Origin of the sequence: Marinobacterium lacunae, from assembly GCF_000705555.1 — a bacterium.
In the GTDB taxonomy this organism is placed as follows: Bacteria; Pseudomonadota; Gammaproteobacteria; order Pseudomonadales; family Balneatricaceae; genus Marinobacterium_D; species Marinobacterium_D lacunae.
The window spans coordinates 315808-333295 of record NZ_JMQN01000018.1 but is presented as its reverse complement, the minus strand read 5'-3'; the positions used below and the strand labels follow the sequence as shown (position 1 = coordinate 333295).

General features: G+C 56.4%; 15 protein-coding genes. 7 read left to right on the top strand and 8 right to left on the bottom strand.

The window, feature by feature from the left end; translation table 11 throughout:
* Window positions 1-127: 127 nt before the first annotated feature.
* From dtd to typA, 3 genes are all read right to left on the bottom strand, one after another.
* Entirely contained in the window at window positions 128-577 is a 450-nt protein-coding gene (dtd, locus tag ADIMK_RS08395) for a D-aminoacyl-tRNA deacylase (RefSeq protein ID WP_036186131.1), read from the bottom strand.
* Between the two features lie 4 nt (window positions 578-581).
* Window positions 582-1532 (bottom strand): prolyl aminopeptidase, encoded by a 951-nt coding sequence (gene pip / locus ADIMK_RS08390; protein WP_036186129.1) that lies wholly within the window; start codon window positions 1530-1532, stop codon window positions 582-584.
* Between the two features lie 119 nt (window positions 1533-1651).
* On the bottom strand, window positions 1652-3466 hold the full coding sequence (gene typA / locus ADIMK_RS08385; RefSeq protein ID WP_036186127.1) for a translational GTPase TypA: 1815 nt from the start codon (window positions 3464-3466) through the stop codon (window positions 1652-1654).
* A 408-nt stretch (window positions 3467-3874) separates the two neighbouring features.
* On the opposite strand from typA, the gene glnA reads away from it, so the two are divergent.
* The 5 genes from glnA (at window position 3875) to ADIMK_RS08360 (ending at window position 8920) form a co-directional block, all read left to right on the top strand.
* Window positions 3875-5281: a glutamate--ammonia ligase gene (glnA, locus tag ADIMK_RS08380; protein ID WP_036186124.1), complete on the top strand. Its 1407-nt coding sequence runs from the start codon at window positions 3875-3877 to the stop codon at window positions 5279-5281.
* A gap of 268 nt (window positions 5282-5549) precedes the next feature.
* Window positions 5550-6623 (top strand): nitrogen regulation protein NR(II), encoded by a 1074-nt coding sequence (glnL, locus tag ADIMK_RS08375; protein WP_036186121.1) that lies wholly within the window; start codon window positions 5550-5552, stop codon window positions 6621-6623.
* Window positions 6607-8043 carry a nitrogen regulation protein NR(I) gene (gene glnG / locus ADIMK_RS08370; protein ID WP_036186119.1) on the top strand — a complete coding sequence of 479 codons (1437 nt, stop codon included), beginning with the start codon at window positions 6607-6609 and terminating at the stop codon, window positions 8041-8043. The genes glnL and glnG overlap by 17 nt, the downstream gene beginning before the upstream one ends.
* Window positions 8044-8087: 44 nt before the next feature.
* Complete coding sequence (gene trmL, locus ADIMK_RS08365; RefSeq protein WP_036186117.1) at window positions 8088-8555, top strand: tRNA (uridine(34)/cytosine(34)/5-carboxymethylaminomethyluridine(34)-2'-O)-methyltransferase TrmL; 468 nt, start codon at window positions 8088-8090, stop codon at window positions 8553-8555.
* A gap of 32 nt (window positions 8556-8587) precedes the next feature.
* Entirely contained in the window at window positions 8588-8920 is a 333-nt protein-coding gene (locus tag ADIMK_RS08360) for a hypothetical protein (protein WP_036186115.1), read from the top strand.
* Here the strand turns inward: ADIMK_RS08360 and ADIMK_RS08355 are convergent.
* The 4 genes from ADIMK_RS08355 to leuS are packed head-to-tail and all read right to left on the bottom strand — an operon-like array spanning window position 8908 to window position 13382.
* A complete protein-coding gene (locus ADIMK_RS08355; protein ID WP_036186114.1) occupies window positions 8908-9225 on the bottom strand; it encodes a c-type cytochrome in 318 nt (105 codons plus the stop codon). The two genes, ADIMK_RS08360 and ADIMK_RS08355, sit on opposite strands and share 13 nt — an antisense overlap.
* 10 nt (window positions 9226-9235) lie before the next feature.
* Window positions 9236-10273, bottom strand: coding sequence for a DNA polymerase III subunit delta (gene holA, locus ADIMK_RS08350; protein WP_036186113.1), 1038 nt, complete (start codon window positions 10271-10273; stop codon window positions 9236-9238).
* A 9-nt stretch (window positions 10274-10282) separates the two neighbouring features.
* Window positions 10283-10777 (bottom strand): LPS-assembly lipoprotein LptE, encoded by a 495-nt coding sequence (locus ADIMK_RS08345; protein ID WP_036186111.1) that lies wholly within the window; start codon window positions 10775-10777, stop codon window positions 10283-10285.
* A gap of 10 nt (window positions 10778-10787) precedes the next feature.
* On the bottom strand, window positions 10788-13382 hold the full coding sequence (gene leuS, locus ADIMK_RS08340) for a leucine--tRNA ligase (RefSeq protein ID WP_036186110.1): 2595 nt from the start codon (window positions 13380-13382) through the stop codon (window positions 10788-10790).
* 239 nt (window positions 13383-13621) lie between these two features.
* Between leuS and ADIMK_RS08335 the strand changes: the two genes are divergently transcribed.
* Both ADIMK_RS08335 and ADIMK_RS08330 read left to right on the top strand, forming a co-directional pair.
* Entirely contained in the window at window positions 13622-15391 is a 1770-nt protein-coding gene (locus ADIMK_RS08335) for a phosphate ABC transporter substrate-binding/OmpA family protein (protein ID WP_051692702.1), read from the top strand.
* A gap of 101 nt (window positions 15392-15492) precedes the next feature.
* Window positions 15493-16047, top strand: a complete 555-nt coding sequence (locus ADIMK_RS08330) for a zinc ribbon-containing protein (protein ID WP_036186108.1) — start codon at window positions 15493-15495, stop codon at window positions 16045-16047.
* Here ADIMK_RS08330 and lnt read toward each other — a convergent pair.
* Window positions 15964-17487, bottom strand: coding sequence for an apolipoprotein N-acyltransferase (gene lnt / locus ADIMK_RS08325; protein WP_051692701.1), 1524 nt, complete (start codon window positions 17485-17487; stop codon window positions 15964-15966). The genes ADIMK_RS08330 and lnt overlap by 84 nt on opposite strands.
* Window position 17488: the final 1 nt, after the last annotated feature.

The following is a 17488-nucleotide window of genomic DNA, read 5'->3' as shown; positions in this document are numbered from 1 at the left end:
GACTTTAAAGCGGGATGCTTTACCCTCATCCCATATCAAGGACGGTATGGGAGCAGCAAGGATGCTGCGGTGGGGCCTGTTACACGGAGGTGGGCAGGCCCCGACCACCTGCCTGGATCTTTTGCGCTCAAACTCCCGGTGGCGATTCCAGCATAAATGTCACGGGACCATCATTTTCCAATGACACTTGCATATTTGCGCCAAAGCGCCCGGTCGCCACATTACCCAGTTGCAGCGATGCCTGCCGGGTGAAGTATTCGTAGAGCTCTTCCCCATGCTCAGGTGATGCACCTTTTGAGAACCCCGGTCTCATGCCTTTGCGCGTGTCAGCGACAAGGGTGAACTGAGAGACAACCAAAAGCCCCCCGCCTGTATCAAGCAGGCTTAGGTTCATCCGGTCGCTACTATCGGCAAAAATGCGGTAATTGAGAATTTTGTGCAGCAGTTTATCGGCGCTTTGTTCTGTATCGTCTTTCTCGATCCCCAGGAGTAGCAGTATGCCTTTCTCTATCGCGCTGACTTGATTGCCCTCGACGCTAACGCTCGCTTTGCTGACACGTTGGATAAGTCCTTTCATCGTATTAAGCCTGACGTAGTGCGAAATGATCGGTCGCGGATACAAGGTTATCTATGATTCCGGGCTCGAATGCAGAATGGCCGGCGTCACGAACAATGTGAAGTTCTGCGTGTGGTAGTTGTTTATAGAGCGCGAAAGCCTGTTCTATCGGGCAAACCATATCATAGCGACCATGGACGATTGTAATGGGTATGTTGTGTATATGTTGGCAATCTTTCAGGATCTGATTGTCGGACAGGAAAGCATTATTCATGAAATAGTGTGCTTCGATGCGTGCCATCGCCAAGGCAAAGTGTGGATCGGAAAAATGCTCCACAACATCGGGATTCGGGTCCAGAGTCGAACAGCGGCCTTCCCATACCGACCAGGCCTTGGCCGCGGCCATGCGAATCAGCTCATTATCCGATGTTAGCCGCTGGTAGTATGCAGTGAGCAGGTCCCCGTGCTCGTCTTTGGGGATTGGGGCTAGATAGTCCTGCCAGAAGTCTGGGAAAATGGCACTTGCACCGCGCTGATAGAACCAGTCTATATCTTGCTTGCGGCACAGGAAAATCCCCCGCAAAACTAATCCGCACACATGTTCAGGATGGGCTTGGGCATACACAAGGCTTAGCGTAGAGCCCCAGCTGCCTCCAAATAAGAGCCACTGTTCGATGCCGAGCAGCTCCCGGATCTGCTCAATATCGGCAATGAGTTTGTCGGTCCTGTTGCTATCGAGACTCGCATGCGGTGTCGACCGTCCACAACCACGCTGGTCGAATAGAATGATTCTGTATTTGTCGGGGTTAAAGAAGCGCCGGTGAGTGGGAGAGCATCCGCCTCCGGGGCCGCCATGTATAAACAGAACCGGTATCCCGGCAGGATTGCCGCTTTCTTCTACATACAGTGAATGGCCATCATCGGTTTTTACACGGTATTCGTGATTGGACTGTATATCGGGATAGAGGGTGCGCATATATAACTCCGTTTATCGATCTCCGGCAGAGGTCAGTATAAAGGGAGTGTATAGGAGGGGACAGCTGCAGTGAGGGGAAGTAAAAAGGGCAGCTCGAAAGCTGCCCTTTTTGTACCGATTTACTTCTTGGAACCGGCTCGCTTACGCTCGTTCTCTTTAAGGAGCTTCTTGCGGATGCGGATGCTGGTCGGTGTAACTTCGACCAATTCGTCGTCCTCGATGAAATCCAGCGCCTGTTCGAGGGAGAATTTGATCGGCGGCGTCAGTACGATGTTTTCATCTGTACCTGAAGCACGTACGTTGGTCAGCTGTTTACCCTTGGTAGGGTTGACGACCAGATCGTTAGAACGGCTGTGAATGCCCAGAACCATCCCTTCATACACTTCGATATTGGGATCGATAAAGAGGCGGCCGCGCTCTTGAAGGCTGAACAGAGCGTAACCCAGAGCCTTGCCAGCGACCATTGATACGAGCACCCCGTTGTTGCGGGAAACGACTTCGCCCTTGTTCACCGGTCCGTAGTGGTCGAAGATGGAGGTCATGATACCGGTGCCTGAGGTCATGGTCAGAAATTGACTACGGAAACCGATCAGGCCGCGCGAGGGGATCATGAACGTCAGTCGGACACGACCCTTACCGTCGACTTCCATATTGGTCATGTCACCACGGCGCTTGCCAAGTTCCTCGATTACAGAGCCCTGATGCTGCTCTTCGACATCGAGCATGACAAGCTCGTACGGCTCTTGAATCTGTCCGTCGATCTCTTTTTGAATAACTTCCGGACGGGATACACCCAGCTCGAAGCCTTCGCGACGCATGCTTTCGATCAAAACCGAGAGGTGCAGCTCGCCACGACCGGACACCTTAAACTTCTCCGGGGAGTCGCCCGGCTCTACGCGCAGCGCCACGTTGTGGATAAGTTCGCGGTCCAGACGCTCTTTGATGTTGCGGCTGGTGACGAACTTGCCGTCCTGGCCGGCGAACGGTGAATCGTTGACCTGGAATGTCATAGAAACGGTCGGCTCGTCAACAGACAGTGCAGGCAGCGCTTCGATGACATCTGGATCGCACAGCGTATCGGAGATATTCAGCTCGTCCAGGCCGGTTACACAGATAATGTCACCAGCCTGCGCCTCTTCGACTTCGACGCGTTCAAGACCTAGATAACCCATGATCTTCAGGACGCGGCCGTTGCGCACTTTGGCGTGGCTGTCGATTACTTTGACCTGAGTATTGGTGCGAACCTTGCCGCGGGTAACGCGGCCAACGCCGATGACGCCGACATAGCTGTTGTAATCCAGGGCGGAAATCTGCATCTGGAACGGGCCGTCGGTATCGACGATCGGCGGATGTACGTGCTTGACGATCGCTTCGAACAGCGGCGTCATGTCATCGGCCATCTCTTCGGGGTCGTTACCTGCAATACCGTTAAGTGCAGAGGCATAAACAACGGGGAAGTCGAGCTGCTCGTCGGTGGCGCCCAGATTGTCGAACAGGTCAAACACTTGATCCATGACCCAGTCGGGGCGTGCGCCCGGGCGATCGACCTTGTTTATGACGACGATAGGGTGAAGGCCACGTGCGAACGCTTTTTGCGTTACAAAGCGGGTTTGGGGCATCGGGCCGTCGACAGCATCGACCAGCAGCAGTACGGAATCGACCATGGACAGCACGCGCTCAACTTCGCCGCCGAAGTCTGCGTGTCCCGGAGTGTCGACGATGTTGATGCGATACTCTCCCCAGCGAATAGCGGTATTTTTCGCCAGAATGGTAATGCCGCGTTCACGTTCCTGGTCGTTGGAGTCCATCACTCGCTCGGCCCCTTCGTCGCGACGAGTCAGGGTTCCGGACTGCTGCAGGAGCTTGTCCACGAGGGTCGTTTTGCCATGGTCGACGTGTGCGATGATGGCTATATTTCTGAGGTTTTCGATCACGCGGTGGTACCTGGATTGATTCTAAAGGGCAGTATTATACGTAAGGGTGTGCTAACAATCGATTACTAAGTGAGCATCTATCGATTAAGCACAAAACCGCGATTGTAAATGTCGGGTATAGAGGCGCTATTTAAATGGTTCGGGTATTATGCTGTTGGAGTCGCTGCGTGCGGGAATAGGGCAGAATCGAGTAAGTGCGCGATAATGGTGCGTTCTCGATCTTTCGTGTTTCATGTTGGTGCATGGTGGCGTACTTGGGGTGGTCTAGACGACCAGAAAATAGGCATTTAGCACAATTACAGTGCTGGCATATATGTTGCTATATGCTGTGCCATGGTTAGCTTGTCACGAAACGAGCAACTGAATAAGTATTAGCGTCTGGCAAATTCATCGAGTGGAGAGAGCCAAATGTCAGAGAAGACTCTGAATCTGATCAAAGAGAGCGATGCGCGCTGGGTAGACCTGCGTTTCACTGATTCCAAAGGTAAAGAACAGCATCTGACCATTCCCGTCAGTGAAGTGGGCGACGACTTCTTCGAAGAAGGCAAGATGTTCGACGGCTCCTCTATCGCCGGCTGGAAAGGTATCAACGATTCCGACATGATTCTGATGCCGGACGACAGTGCATCTATCATGGATCCGTTCTCTGAAGATGCGACCGTTATCGTTCGTTGCGATATCGTTGAGCCGATGAGCGGCCTGGGTTACGAGCGTGATCCGCGCTCTGTTGCCAAGCGTGCGGAAGAGTACCTGAAGTCTACTGGCATCGCCGATAGCGCCATGTTCGGTCCGGAGCCGGAGTTCTTCGTATTCGACTCCGTTGAGTGGCATGCCGATATGAGCGGCTGTGGTTACACCATCCACTCTGAAGAAGCAGCGTGGGCGTCCAACCACAAAATCGAAGGTGGCAACATCGGTCACCGTCCGCGCGTAAAAGGCGGTTATTTCCCGGTTCCGCCGGTCGACTCCCTGCACGACATGCGTGCCGCCATGTGCGACGCAATGACTGCTATGGGTCTGACCGTAGAAGTTCACCATCACGAAGTGGCTACTGCCGGTCAGTGTGAAATCGGTGTTCGTGGCAACACGCTGGTCAAGAAAGCTGACGAAGTTCAGGTTCTGAAGTACTGCGTACACAACGTTGCACACTCTTACGGCAAAACTGCGACCTTCATGCCGAAGCCGATCGTTGGCGACAACGGTTCTGGCATGCACGTTCACCAGTCTCTGTCCAAAGATGGCGTGAACATCTTTGCTGGCGACGCTTACGCAGGTCTGAGCGAAGAAGCTCTGTACTACATCGGCGGTATCATCAAGCACGCTAAAGCACTGAACGCGATCTGCAACCCGGGTACCAACTCTTACAAGCGTCTGGTACCGGGCTTTGAAGCACCGGTTATGCTGGCTTACTCTGCCCGCAACCGTTCCGCCTCAATCCGTATTCCGTACGTAACCAGCCCGAAAGGTCGTCGTATCGAGACTCGCTTCCCGGATCCGATTGCCAACCCGTATCTGGCATTCGCTGCTCTGATGATGGCGGGTCTGGACGGTATCCAGAACAAGATCCACCCGGGCGATGCTGCTGATAAGGATCTGTACGATCTGGAGCCGGAAGAAGCGGCCGAAATCCCGCAGGTTTGCTCGACTCTGACCGAAGCGCTGGACGCTCTGGAAGCGGATCGTGAGTTCCTGACCAAGGGTGGCGTCTTCACTGACGATATGCTGGACGCTTACATCGCGCTGAAGCGTGAAGAGGTTCAGAAGGTGAACATGACAACTCACCCGGTCGAGTACGACCTGTACTTCTCTGTTTAATTAAGCAGAAAGTATTGCAAAAAGGGCCTCCTTCGGGAGGCCTTTTTTTATTGCCAGTTTTCAAGGTGCGTCTGATAGAGATGCCGGTGTGCTCGTAATGAGGGCTGTACATTTGGGTATGTGCACCAATTTGATGCGTTATTCTTCCGTCGCGAGTATTGTTTGCTAATCGATGCTCCGAACCTGCGCATGGGTGGTGCCTAAGCGGGCATGTTCGAGTTGGCGTGTAACTTGCTTGGTTAATAACGGTTAAGTAGAGAATGAGTCGATGTTTCGTCAACAGTCGCATAAACAGATCCTGGATAACCTGACCTCATCGGTGTTGCTGCTCGATGAGTCCCTGCGCATCCAATACATGAATCCGGCCGCGGAGATGTTGTTGGAAGCTACCTTGCGTCGGCTCAAGAATCGCGCTATCGACGAGTGGCTCTCTTCAAGCGAAGAAGAGATCAAGGTATTGAAAGAGTCGTTCAGCAGCGGCCATCCCTATAGCAAACGTGAGTCTCGCCTGATTACGCAGAGCGGGCAGGAACTGATCGTTGACTATAGCGTCAATCCGCTACCCCAGTCCGGTTTGCTGCTTGAGATTCAGGCTCGCGATCGCTTGATACGCATCGAGCGGGAAGAGGAGATGCTGACGCGCCATGCCACGGCTCGCACGCTGGTGCGCGGTCTTGCTCATGAGATCAAGAATCCGCTCGGTGGTATCCGAGGGGCTGCGCAGTTGCTCGAACGTGAACTTGCGGATGAGAGCCTCTATGAATATACCCGCATCATCATTGAGGAGGCAGATCGTCTGCGAAATCTGGTCGACCGACTGCTTGGGCCGCATAAGCTTCCCAATATTGAGATGGTCAATATTCACGCGATACTTGAGCGCGTCTGCAGCCTGGTGCAGGTAGAGTCGGCCGGGCATATCCATCTGGTGAGGGACTATGATCCCAGTATCCCTGAGTTCGAAGGGGACAGCGAACAGTTGATACAGGCGATTCTCAATATCACGCGCAATGCAATGGAGGCGTTGCAGGAGTCGAAAACGCCCAAGCCTCAGATTCTATTACGCACTCGAGCACTGCGGCAGATCACGCTTGGAACAGAGCGCCATCGACTGGTGTGCTCAGTCGAGATTGTCGATAACGGCCCGGGTATTCCCAGTGAGCTGCTATCGACCATTTTCTATCCGATGGTGACCGGTAGGCCCGATGGTTCGGGTCTGGGCCTGTCAATCGCCCAGTCGATCATCAATCGTCACCACGGATTAATTGAATGTAACACTGAACCGGGTCAGACGCGGTTCCAACTGTTTATACCGCTGGAGCAGAATCATGAGAACCTCAGGTAATGTCTGGGTTGTAGATGACGATCGATCGATCCGCTGGGTGCTGGAGAAGGCGCTGACCTCGGCGGGTGTCGATACGCTGGTTTTCGAGAATGCCGATGATCTTATGCGCAGGCTTGACCGTGAGCAGCCCGATGCCATCGTGAGCGATATCCGTATGCCGGGAACCGATGGTCTGGAGCTGCTTAATCACATTCAGCAAGTAAGCCCGGATATGCCGATCATCATCATGACCGCGCATTCCGATCTTGAAAGTGCGGTCGCTTCTTATCAGGGCGGCGCTTTTGAGTATCTGCCCAAGCCGTTTGATGTTGATGAAGCGGTGGCGCTGGTTAAGCGTGCCATCGAGCATGCTCATGAGCGTCGTGAGAAGGTCACCGAACAGATCGTGGATGCCACCACAGAAATTATCGGTGAAGCACCTGCCATGCAGGAGGTTTTCCGCGCCATCGGTAGGCTCTCCCACTCCAACATTACGGTGTTGATCAATGGTGAGTCGGGCACAGGTAAAGAGTTGGTGGCGCATGCGCTGCATCGTCATAGCCCGCGCTCGGCTAGCCCCTTTATACCGCTTAATATGGCGGCCATTCCAAAAGACTTGATCGAGTCCGAGCTCTTCGGTCATGAGAAGGGCGCGTTCACCGGCGCCCAGGCGGCTCGCCGTGGACGTTTTGAGCAGGCGGACGGTGGCACACTGTTTCTCGACGAGATTGGCGATATGCCGGCCGATACCCAGACACGCTTGCTGCGTGTGCTGGCCGATGGCGAATTCTATCGGGTAGGCGGTCATACTCCAGTTAAGGTAGATGTGCGCATCATTGCTGCAACCCACCAGAACCTTGAGCGTCTGGTAAAGGAAGGGCGTTTCCGTGAGGATCTGTTCCATCGTCTTAACGTTATACGCATCCATATCCCCAAGCTGGCCGAACGTCGGGAAGATATCCCGCGTCTGGCGCGCCATTTCCTGGCCCATTCGGCCGAAGAGCTCGCTGTAGAGCCCAAGGTGCTCAAGACCGAAACAGAGCAGTTCCTTTGTGATCTGCCCTGGCCTGGTAACGTTCGTCAGTTGGAGAACATCTGCCGCTGGCTCACAGTAATGGCCTCGGGGCGTGAAGTGCTCATTTCCGACCTGCCGACCGAACTGGTCGATGCGCAGGAGGAGGGGGTGCCGGTAAGTGGTAGCTGGGAGCAGGCGCTGCGAATCTGGGCCGACCAGCAACTCTCCAGAGGGCAGCAGGCGATCCTTAACGAGGCTGTGCCCCAGTTCGAACGGGCGATGATCGAGGTTGCGCTCAAGCATACGGCTGGTCGTCGCCGCGATGCCGCGCAGTTGCTGGGCTGGGGGCGCAACACGCTTACACGCAAGATCAAGGAGTTGGGTATGGACTCCGGGGACCTGGCGGATGATGAGAGTGACGACTGAGGTATGAAAGGTTAGTATCCGGCTCCTCTGCTCAGGAGCCGGATATGCTTAACGTTGTGCTTTACCAGCCGGAGATTCCACCGAACACCGGCAATATCATTCGCCTGTGTGCCAATACAGGCTTTGCACTTCATCTGATTGAGCCGTTTGGATTTGAACTCGATGACAAGCGGCTTCGAAGGGCAGGTCTCGACTATCATGAATACGCCCACGTCAAAACTTGGCCAAGCCTTCAACACTGTGTGGATGCATTGCAGCCAGGGCGCGTATGGGCGCTGACCACAAAAACCGACCTCTGTTATGCGGAAGCCTCTTTTTCGGCCGGCGATATACTGCTGTTCGGTCCCGAAACCCGCGGGCTGCCAGCTGAGGTGCGAGAGCGCTTCGATACGCTGAGATTACCAATGCTCAAGGATAGTCGTAGCATGAATCTTTCCAACGCCTGTGCCGTCGTTGTGTATGAAGCCTGGCGGCAACTGGGCTTCCAGGGGGCATGGCCCGGTGGTGAATAGGCGCTGAGGACTCGGGTTTACAGGGGGTTGGGATGATGCAGCATGCGATGATACTGACACGTATTGTGCCGGAACGTGGAGTGGATGGCGCTCTTCTAGCCGTAAGCGGTGTTACCCATGACGGTCGTGCCGTACGGTTCGAGGCGCAGGCAGAGCAGCGTATAAATTTAACTTCGCTTGAATATCAGCGGGCACCATTGCTGCTGTTAGTGGATCGTATCTACGAGCCGTTTTCCGGGGCGATCAGTGTGCCAGGGGACGCCTTGCTGTCGATTGTGCCTTTACCTCCTGACCACCTCAAAGAGTTGCTGGATAGGCATGAAGGCGATCAGCTGTTGCAGGCAGTGTCTCTTCAGTTGCCCTGAATACTCAGTTTATAAGCATACTGTGCCAGTGCGTCAGCTTGCTCTGCGCTAAGTTGGGGGAGGCGTATGTCGGGGTGTAGCGAGGGGTTGTCGTAGTCGTGCCGCATCATGAGAACCAGCTCATGAGGTTGTGGAGGGCGGGTGTCGTGAGGCAATCGTTCCAGGTGGGGGCCTAAATTGCGCTCCTGGTGGCAGCTGAGGCAGTAGTATTGATACAGCTCTTCGCCGGTCGACAGTCGCGCGGGGTCCTTGGGGCCGCAGGCGGCCAGAAGAAGCGATACTGTGGCAATCCCGGCCCTCAACACTGTCCCACTCCTAGTGTGCGGTGTGCTGCCAGGGGAGCTGGCAGCCGGCAAGGGTGAGTGTGATTTGACTCAACAAGAGCCAGGGGTCGTCGCGGCGTTGACCCTTGATCGCCAGATCGACCGTTGCCGCCTGATCGAGCATGGCTTCAAGTTGCTCCGCTCTCAAACGGCGGCATGCATTTCTCACCAGTTGCTTGCGTTTACCCCAGATCCGTTCTTTCTGGCAAAGAGGATCGTAGGGCTGTCCTGCCGCCAGCGCTCGCGACACTCTATGCAGCATTCGAATGTCACGGGTTAGAGCCCAAAGTACCACGGCTGATTCGTTACCTTCCTGACGCAGTACTTGAAGGACATGCTGGGCGCGTCCGGGATCGGCCAGCAGGGCGGCGTCCGTCAGTGCGAAGATATCAAAGCGTGAACTATCGCTGACGGCCTGCACCACTTGCTCCGGCGACAGTCGTTGTCCGGGGTATAACAGAGCGAGCTTATCGAGCTCCTGGCGGGCGGCGAGCAGGTTACCCTCTATCCGGTCGGCTAAAAGCTGCAGTGCCTCGGGTTCGAGTTGTACGCCCTGAGAGGCTGCGCGCTGACCCAGCCACTGCACCAACTGGTCGGGCTCTATCGGCCATACTTCGACCACGGCGCCTATCTGCTCCACCGTTTTGAACCAGGCGCTTTGTTTCACGTTGCGTTCGAGGCGGTCGCAGATAATGAGCAGCGCATTATCCGGAGCGGGGTTGCTCAGGTAGCGTTGCAGCAGGTCGCTAGAGGCCTTGTTGAGTTTCTGGTTTCCAAGGCGTATTTCGATCACTTTGCGTTCGGCAAACAACGAGAGTGCGTTGGCACTTTCAAGCAGGCTTTCCCAGCTGAAACTGGCATCCACGTGCATCACCTCGCGTTCGGTAAATCCGAGTTGTCGCAGGTGGGCGCGTATGGCATCGACACTTTCCCCGCAGAGCAGAGGCTCGTCGCCCGTTACCAGATACACCGGCAACGCTTCTGGCTGGCGTTGAAGCTGTTGTGCAAGTTGGTCGGCGCGTAGTTTCATCTCGTATGTTTACAGAGCGTGTCTTAGGCTTAGGTACTGGCGGACAATCTGCTGGGCCAGCTGCTCCTGCAGGCCGCTACGCAGCTGTTCTTCCAGTGCGTCCCGTGCGGTGGTGTTGTCGTCATTATTGAAGACCCGCTCGGCGCGCACCTCCCGGTTGTCGATCACCGGGTTGTCGTTGGCATCGAACACGCTGAAGCGCACGGACCCGATCAGTTCGTATTCGACCGCGTCGGCGCTGAGCGTCATCGTCAGTGTCCGGCGCCGCATGCGCTCGTTGATGATCTCCAGCCGGTAGTTGGCCTTGCTACTGATCTCGATTCCGTTCACTGCCAGCAGGTTGTTAAGATGAGGCCGAATGCTGCTCGGCCTGTCTTCCGGAATCTGCAGATCAACCTTGCGCAAGGCTTCGGGGACGTCATAGTAGCCTGCGAGATTGAACCCACAGGCGCTGAGCATGACGGTCGTGAGCAGCACCATCAGTGAACCACAAAGCTTGCGCATCTTAGGCCTCCTAGCCGACGACGATGTTTACCAGTTTGCCCGGCACGACAATTTTCTTACGGATCGCCTTGCCTTCCATATGCTTCTGCACGTTTTCTTCGGCCAGGGCAAGGTGCAGGATCACGTCCTCGTCGGCGTCGGCGGCCACGTTGATCTTGGCGCGCAGCTTGCCGTTAACCTGAACCACCATTTCGATACTGGCCCGAACCAGTGCCTGCTTGTCCACGACCGGCCAGTCTGAATGCAGAATGGCGTCGTCGTGACCCAGTTGCTGCCACAGCTCATGGCTGAAGTGGGGCACGATGGGTGAGAGCAAGAGAACCGCGGTTTCCAGCGCTTCGCGCATAACAGCACGGCCCTGTTCGCTGGCATCGACAAAACGGGAGATGCTGTTGGACAGTTCCATGATGGCCGCGATGGCGGTGTTGAAGGTCTGGCGACGCTCAATGTCGTCGGAGACCTTCTGGATTGTTTCATGCACTTTCAGGCGCAGCTCACGTTGAGCGTCGGTCAGAGAATCTGTCGTGATCTCCGATACCTGTACGCCTTCGGCCAGGTGGTCGTGTACCTGTTTCCAAAGACGACGCAGGAAGCGGTGGGCCCCTTCGACGCCGGAGTCAGACCATTCCAGCGACTGTTCAGGGGGGGCTGCAAACATCATGAACAAGCGCACGGTATCGGCACCGTAGCGGTCGATCATGACCTGCGGATCAATGCCGTTGTTTTTCGACTTCGACATCTTGGACATGCCGTCGTGCGTCAGGGGTAGGCCGTCCGATTTGCGGCGCGCAGCCGTTATACGGCCCTTGTCGTCAGTGTCGATCTCTACCTCGGTCGGAGAGACCCACACTTTGCCGCCTTGAGCATCCTCATAGTAGTAGCTGTCAGCCAGTACCATGCCCTGACATAGCAGGCGGGTGAACGGCTCGTCGGAATCGACAAGACCTTCGTCACGCAGCAGCTTGTGGTAGAAGCGTGAATAGAGCAGATGCAGGATCGCGTGCTCGATACCGCCGATATACTGATCCACCGGCAGCCAGTAATTGGCGCTGGTCGGGTCGAGCATCTTGTCGCCAGAGAAGCGGCTGGCGTAACGGGCGAAGTACCAGCTCGACTCCATGAATGTATCGAACGTATCGGTTTCGCGCTCGGCTGCGCCGCCGCATTTCGGGCAGCTGGTATTGATGAAGCTGTCCATTTTCTTGATTGGCGATCCGACACCGTCAAACGCCACATCTTCCGGCAGCAGAACCGGCAGCTGATCCTGCGGTACAGGGACCGAGCCGCAGCTGCGACAGTTGACGACCGGGATTGGAGCCCCCCAGTAGCGCTGGCGGGAAACACCCCAGTCGCGCAACCGGTAGTGAATGGTGATCTTTCCGCGGCCCTTGTTTGACAGCTCCTTGGCGATCGCCTTGAAGGCGACGTCGAATTCCAGATCGTCAAAATCACCGGAATTAACCAATACACCCTTGTCGGTGAAGGCTTCCTTCTCCAGATCGACACTCTGGTTGCTGTCCGTGGGGGCGATAACCTGCTTGATCGGCAGACCGTATTTCTTGGCGAACTCCCAGTCGCGCTGGTCGTGTCCCGGTACCGACATGACGGCGCCTGAGCCGTAATCCATCAGCACGAAGTTGGCGGTCCAAACCGGCACCTTCTCGCCTGTGAGCGGGTGAGTCGCCTCGATGCCCAGCGGCATACCCTTCTTCTCCATGGTCGCCATGTCGGCTTCGGCTACCTTGGTGTGGCGGCACTCTTCGATGAAAGTCGCCAACTCAGGGTTGTTCTGGGCGGCTTTCAGCGCAAGCGGATGCTGAGCGGCAACCGCCACATAGGTGACGCCCATCAGGGTATCCGGACGGGTGGTGAAGACTTCGAGATCGCCGTTCCCCTCAACGTGGAAGCATAGCTCCACACCCTGAGAGCGCCCAATCCAGTTGCGCTGCATGGTGCGCACCTGCTCCGGCCAGTGCTCAAGCTTCTCGATATCGTCGAGCAGCTGGTCGGCATAGTCGGTGATTTTGAGGAACCACTGCGGAATCTTTTTGCGCTCGACAATAGCGCCTGAACGCCAGCCGCGGCCGTCGATTACCTGCTCGTTGGCCAGGACGGTCTGGTCGACCGGATCCCAGTTAACCTCGGCCTCTTTCTTGTACACCAGACCCTTTTCCAGCAGTCGGGTGAAGAACCACTGCTCCCAGCGGTAATACTCGGGATGGCAGGTGGCCAGTTCTCGGGACCAGTCATAACCAAAGCCCATGCGGCGAAGCTGATCGCGCATGTAGTCGATGTTTTCATAGGTCCATTTCGCGGGCGCGACGTTGTTCTTGATCGCGGCATTTTCCGCAGGCAGACCGAATGCGTCCCAGCCCATCGGCTGCAGTACGTTCTTGCCCTGCATTCTCTGGTAGCGGGAGATGACATCGCCGATGGTGTAGTTGCGAACATGCCCCATATGCAGTCGCCCGCTGGGGTAGGGGAACATGGACAGGCAATAGAATTTTTCTCGGCTCTGATCTTCCTGTGCCTTGAAGCTGTCGTGCTCTTGCCAATACTGCTGGGCGTTGGTCTCGATTTCCCGGGGGGTATATTGTTCGTTCATTGTGGCTGTCAGTAACTCTTCGGTAAGCCGGAGCACCCCTTGAACCGGGCTGCTGCCTGTATAGGGGTGTCAGAATAAAGGACGAAAGGCGCATAGCATACAATATTCGGCCAACTGTCAACAGAGTCCGGGTGCGGCGGTTGCATGTAATTGAAATGCAACATGCCTTCATTAGTCTCACATCCCTATTTGTGTACGTTCGGGCGGCATTCGTACCGAATCGCCAGAAGGGGTGGGTGGTGAACAGGACTTTGTTCGATCTGTTGTGGCAGTTGAAGCGTGAGCTTGAGCGTCAGGGGGGCGCACGTATCGAGCTGCCGCGTTTTATCGATGACGCCGACTACCGGCGCTCGGTACTGGACGAAGTCAATCCAGACAGTCTCAGCGAGGCGTTGCGTCATATTCTGCCTGAACTTAAGCAGGCAGGCGCTCTAGATATCAGCAGGCAGATCTTGTCGCCCGGTGCAGAAACTGAAGGTGATAAGCCGTCGGTGGACGGGAATAATCAGCGTACGGGATGGGGACGCACCCTGCTCATGGTGCTGGCCCCCATCGTTCTGGTGTTGGCCGTGGCTGTAGGGTTTGTGGAGTTGACCTCTGAACAGTTCTCGTCGGAGATCGCCTCAGGTGTAGTCTCCCCGCCGCAGCCGGCATTGATGGCGGGCGAGCTACAGTCTGCTTTGGATCCTGCCCCGGCGGTTGTGCAGAGCGCACCGTTGACGCTGCTGCGCTTGCACGGCTCCAACACGATAGGGGAGTCGCTTGCGCCGGAGCTGTTAAAGGCGTTCTGGCAGCAGCAGGGGGCTCAGGATATGCGTATTGAGCAGCTGCCCGAGGAGGTCGAGCGGGACCTGGTGTTCAGGTTGCCGGGCAGCGAATCGTTGCAGCGTATCGAGCTGAAGGCGCATGGCTCCAGTACTGGATTCAGGGCGCTGCAGGATCAAATAGCGGATCTGGCCATGGCTTCACGGCGAATCAAAGAGAAGGAGCGCAAAGCGCTTGAGCCGCAATACGGTGATCTGGTGAGCGTTAGAACCGAGCATGTTATCGGCATGGATGGTCTGGCGATCATTGTGCATCCGGAGAATCCGATTAACGCTCTAAATACTGCCGAGCTGGCGAGATTGTTCTCCGCCGAGGTGAGCAACTGGCGTGAGCTTGGGGGTGCAGACGAGCCGGTTAAGCTCTACAGCCGCGATGAAAACTCCGGTACTTGGGACTCGTTCGAGAGCATGGTGCTGAAAAAGCATGATCGGGCGCTTTCGCAGACTGCAGTGCGCCTTGAGTCGAGCACTGAGCTCTCCGAACGGGTCAGTCAGGAACGCGGCGCGATCGGTTTCATCGGCCTGCCCTACGCACTGAGAGCCAAGGCGCTGGCGGTGTCGGACGAAGAAGGCGCCATGCCTGTCTATCCCACCAGTTTTACCGTTTCCACCGAAGATTATCCGCTGACGCGACGTCTCTACATATATGAACCGATGACACTGGCGCTGAGCAGCCCGGCCCATAAGTTCGTGGAATTCGTAGCGTCGGAAGAGGGGCAGGAGGTTGTGCGCAAGAGTGGCTTCATTTCTCAGAACATCCACCGTATTCAGCCGGTGCTGAGTAATCAGTTGCCACAGGACTATCTTGATCTGGTCCGCGACAGCAGTCGCTTGTCGCTTAACTTTCGCTTTAATAGCGGCACGTTCGAGCTGGATAACAAGGCCAAGCGCGATATGGAGCGCGTGATCCGTTTCTTCGAAAAGAATCCGGGAGAGCGTATAGCGCTTATCGGTTTTTCCGACAGCGTCGGCGACAACGAGAAAAATCGTCAGCTGTCGCTGAAAAGGGCTGAGGTGGTGCGTGACCAGTTGTTGGCTCGGGGTATTAACGTCGTTGAAGTACATGGGCTGGGGGATCTGGCGCCGGTTGCCTCGAACGCCACGGCAGCGGGGCGTGAGCGCAACCGCCGGGTCGAGATATGGGTTCGCTCAGAGCATGATGTGGCGGTAGCTGACGCGCCCTGAAGTTCCATTGATCTGGAAAAGCTTGATCAAACCGGATTGGCTATATACTGAAGATGTACCGGCTCGGCACAGGGCTTTGCCGGAGGAATCAGGAGTTGCCGATGAGCAGTCGAGACAAGACCCCCAAAGAGCATGCGCCCGAGGCACCCGAGGCGTACGATCGTATCCTTGACCGCCTGCGTGAGCGATTGGACAAGGCGGGCACTTACTCCTGGGATTATCTGCAGGAGCAGATCGAGGAGGCGGCGGAGATCGAGTTGGCCGCCGAGGAGATGACCCGTGATGAGATGGACCTGCTCAAGGCCTACATCCGACGTGATCTCGGGCAGATGGGGTATTACATGCACGAAACCGGTGCCGGCATCGCTGCGTGGTTGCATTTCGATCTGGATATACTTGAGCGCAAGGTGGTGGATCGCCTTCTGGATCTGGCAGATCGAACCCGCATCGATATCGAGTTGCTACGCGAGCAGCTGGCGCATGGGGAGAACGAATATATCGCTGGTGAGATCACCGCGCCGGGTACACTGAAATGCCAGGTGTGCGGTACGCCGCAGGTGCTGACACAAACCTCAGCGATTCAGCCCTGTAGCTGCGGTTCTGTGGTGTTTGCGCGCCTCTCCGATGCGCAGGAACAGCAGGCACAGCAACAGTAGATTGAGTCCCAGTAGCGGCCAGATACCGAGCCTCTGGTAGGGTGTCTGGCCTTTCATCGGCGTAATGTCGCCGGCCAGTACGTCAGTCTCGTCGACCGGAAGTTGCGCGCTGATTATCCCCTGGGGATCAATAATGGCCGTGATGCCGTTGTTGGTTCCTCGAACTACCCAGCGTCCGTTCTCCAGCGCCCGCATGCGTGCCATCTGCAGATGCTGATCGGGGCCGATTGAGCGGCCGAACCAGGTGTCGTTGGATACCGTGAGGATCAGCGCCGCATCTTGGGCCTGTGAGCGCACAAGATCGGGGTACGCGATCTCGTAGCATATGGCCGACGCGATGCTGAAGGTGTCCAGCGTCAGCGGGGTCTGATGACCCTGTGGAAGACTGAAACTGGACATAGGCAGATTGAAAAACTCGATCAGGCCGCGTAGCTGCGACTCCAGCGGCACATATTCACCGAACGGTACCAGGCGGTGTTTGTGGTAAAGGCCCGAGCGACGGCCTATCGACATCAAGCTGTTGTGATAGAGCGTCCGGGTAGGGTCGGCTTGATCCCGTGTCGCAGTCGGCAGCCCGGTAATGAGCGTGGTATCGGTATCCAGCAGCCAATCCTGGAATGACGCCAGTCTATCTGCTATATGCGGATAGAGTGCCGGCACCGCGTTTTCCGGCCAAACGATCAAATCGGCATCCGGGTGCTGCTCGCTCAGGCTGGTAAGCTGGTCGAGTATAGGGCCGAGATAGCTGGGATCCCACTTCATCAACTGGGGTACATTGGGTTGCACGATCGCCGTGCGAAGTGGCTCGCCTGCAGGCTGAGTCCAGTGCCCGGGCAGCATCAATGCAATCAACAGAAGGGCGCTGCCCGGCAGAATCGGGGCGTAGTGCCGCCGGTAAAGTGCCTCGACAGCACCGGCTGCCAGTAGCAGGCTGAACATCGACAGCAGCCAGACCCCGCCCACGGGGGCCAGGGTCTTAATCGGTGTATCGACCCAGGCATAGCCCAGGTAAAGCCAGGGGAAACCGGTCAGAAACCAGCTGCGCAACCATTCGAACAGCCACCATAGAGCGATGAAAGCGAGCCAGGCGTGCCGGCCGCGGAACCAGCGAGCCCCAATCCAGGCCTGAAGTGCAAACAGCAGTGCGAGTGCGGCACAGAACGCAAAGGTCAGTCCGGCGGCCAGTGCAACCGACGCATTGCCGTAGGTGTGGATGCTGATATAGACCCAGGAAACGCCGGCACCGAAAAAGCCCAGGCCGAACAGCCAGCCCCGGCACAGTGCGTTGGCGGGTGGCTGGTTGCGCAGCAACAGCCAAAACAGCGCGGGCGAGAGGATGGCGAAAAGGGGTAGTGAGAAGGGGGCGAAGGCCAGTGTGGCAGATGCGCCCGCGAGTACCGCACCCAGGGCGGGTGCGGTCAGGTTCAGAACGCCGCGCATG

What these genes read in the sequence shown, in the direction of transcription:
- ADIMK_RS08330 (WP_036186108.1), top strand. Translation starts at nt 15,493, where the DNA reads ATGAGCAGTCGAGACAAGACCCCCAAAGAGCATGCGCCCGAGGCACCC.
- trmL (WP_036186117.1), top strand. Translation starts at nt 8,088, where the DNA reads ATGCTTAACGTTGTGCTTTACCAGCCGGAGATTCCACCGAACACCGGC.
- glnG (WP_036186119.1), top strand. Translation starts at nt 6,607, where the DNA reads ATGAGAACCTCAGGTAATGTCTGGGTTGTAGATGACGATCGATCGATC.
- ADIMK_RS08360 (WP_036186115.1), top strand. Translation starts at nt 8,588, where the DNA reads ATGATGCAGCATGCGATGATACTGACACGTATTGTGCCGGAACGTGGA.
- lnt (WP_051692701.1), bottom strand. Translation starts at nt 17,487, where the DNA reads ATGCGCGGCGTTCTGAACCTGACCGCACCCGCCCTGGGTGCGGTACTC.
- glnA (WP_036186124.1), top strand. Translation starts at nt 3,875, where the DNA reads ATGTCAGAGAAGACTCTGAATCTGATCAAAGAGAGCGATGCGCGCTGG.
- pip (WP_036186129.1), bottom strand. Translation starts at nt 1,532, where the DNA reads ATGCGCACCCTCTATCCCGATATACAGTCCAATCACGAATACCGTGTA.
- leuS (WP_036186110.1), bottom strand. Translation starts at nt 13,382, where the DNA reads ATGAACGAACAATATACCCCCCGGGAAATCGAGACCAACGCCCAGCAG.
- glnL (WP_036186121.1), top strand. Translation starts at nt 5,550, where the DNA reads ATGTTTCGTCAACAGTCGCATAAACAGATCCTGGATAACCTGACCTCA.
- dtd (WP_036186131.1), bottom strand. Translation starts at nt 577, where the DNA reads ATGAAAGGACTTATCCAACGTGTCAGCAAAGCGAGCGTTAGCGTCGAG.
- holA (WP_036186113.1), bottom strand. Translation starts at nt 10,273, where the DNA reads ATGAAACTACGCGCCGACCAACTTGCACAACAGCTTCAACGCCAGCCA.
- ADIMK_RS08345 (WP_036186111.1), bottom strand. Translation starts at nt 10,777, where the DNA reads ATGCGCAAGCTTTGTGGTTCACTGATGGTGCTGCTCACGACCGTCATG.